General features: G+C 36.6%; 1 protein-coding gene and 2 pseudogenes. All 3 read left to right on the top strand.

Annotated elements, in window-relative coordinates:
• Nucleotides 1-585, top strand: a pseudogene (locus CK510_RS29975) (DNA translocase FtsK); the annotation flags it as partial.
• Nucleotides 575-988, top strand: coding sequence for a RusA family crossover junction endodeoxyribonuclease (locus tag CK510_RS29970; RefSeq protein ID WP_095725067.1), 414 nt, complete (start codon nucleotides 575-577; stop codon nucleotides 986-988). The pseudogene CK510_RS29975 and the gene CK510_RS29970, both read left to right, overlap by 11 nt.
• Nucleotides 989-1,258: 270 nt before the next feature.
• Nucleotides 1,259-1,797: pseudogene (locus tag CK510_RS29965) on the top strand (hypothetical protein); the annotation flags it as partial.

The following is a 1,797-nucleotide window of genomic DNA, read 5'->3' as shown; positions in this document are numbered from 1 at the left end:
AAACCCCTGATTCGCTCAAACTGTTCGGGTAAGGTTGCTTTTATGGTATCTCGTCCTGAAGATAGCGGGATTATTCTGGGTAATCCCGATGATGATCGCGCTGCAAGTTTATTGGGTGGTGGAGATATGCTGTATAAATCTCCCAAGGGTGTGATGCGTCTTCAGGGTTTATATTTGGGTACTAAAGCTGCTTTTCAGGAGTATCTCAACCAAGTGATGAGTACATCTTCTGATTCTTCTGATACTCCTTTTTGGGATTCTAAGTTGAACTTTTCGAGTTTTAATATTGGGTTTAAAGGTGAAACTTCTTCTAATAATCAAACTTTGCGGACAAAGTTAAATAAATTGACAACTGATTTACTGGTTAATAATAATCAGTCGGAGGAGTTTTCCTTTAATATTATCCTTGATGATTTCACGAAGGCTCAAATTTATTCACTCCACAGTCGAGGTTATGAACTACATCAAATAGTTCAGGAGGTATTTAATTTATCGCGTGCTGATGGCAGAAAATATAAACGAATACGCGATGTGATAGCTGAATTTATTGCTAATTTAGAGGAGGAAGATAATAATGATACTTGAACTTAGATTCAACATGCTTCCACCAGCTTTAAATGAGCAAATTGATTTAGCACGTTCGGATTGGAGAGCAAGTGCTGCGGTTAAGAAAACTTGGACTAATAAAGTTGCTAATTTAACTCAAAAAGTTGATTTTAGTTTTAATGATAAGGTGTGGATTGAATATCACTGGCATTTAAAAACCTTTGCCCGTGATAGTGATAATGTCTCCGCAGCTAGTAAATCTATTTTAGATGGTTTAGTGGATGCTGGCATTATTCGTAATGACAATCTTATCGTAATTCAATCTCCTGTGCCTCACTATTACTATCGAGCTAAAAGTGATGGAGTGATATTGAGGTTGTCTTCTTCACCAAAGTTCTTACTAGAGAACTTTTATAAATCTATTCAATTACCAACTAAATAAGTGAGCGAATAGGTAAATAAATTTAGAAATGATTTGATGGGTGATATTTCTATAGGTGGATTATTGCAGTCGCAATAAAGTAAGTTCAACTCTTACTATCACCATTGGGGATAAATAATTACCGATACTGAAAATATTCACACAGAATTAATTAAATTCTGCAACAGAAGAAAGTAAGGTGTAGGTTAATTATTGTCCTCAAATCCCAATTTGAAGCTGCTGGGGCAAGAGTAATTTCTGCTTTTGTTACCTGTATTAGAGAGGGATACTATGTTGAAGAGGTTTTGTGGTCGAGCATTTGGAACAATTAATGTAGCAGTGGGATTTTCTTCTTTAGCTGCAATTGTGGTTGGTGCTATAACAGTTTTTGGAAGTCCTGGTTTGCTTTGTCTTGATAAAGCTGGAGTTAAAACCGTACCAGAGAAACGCATTCAACAAACTTTACAACTGGGAATGGGTTTTACATTGCTAGGAAGTGTTGGGTTTGTATCTGCAACTGTAGCTGCTGCTTGTATTGCTTCGATTTCAGGTGCGGTTGATGAGGAGGAAGCTGTAACTTCTAGTTCTACTAATTCTGTGGTATTTGAGTCGAGTGAGAGTATTCCAACTCAGGATAATACTGATTCGTTATATCTCTATCAGATAATGCGAATTACAGGTTGTCGTCACCTCGATAATAAGTTGATTGTTGGCAGAGTTGAAGATGAATCATCACGAAAGTTTGTTGTTTACGATTTGTTAGATTCTGATTCTCAAGATAGCTCGATGGAATTATTTGACCTTGGTTATGATGAGGAGAAGCTAATTGG

The sequence above is a fragment of the Brunnivagina elsteri CCALA 953 genome, assembly GCF_002289455.1.
GTDB lineage: Bacteria > Cyanobacteriota > Cyanobacteriia > Cyanobacteriales > Nostocaceae > Brunnivagina > Brunnivagina elsteri.
The sequence above is the reverse complement of the archived record's forward strand: the minus strand, read 5'-3'. Positions and strand labels throughout refer to the sequence as shown.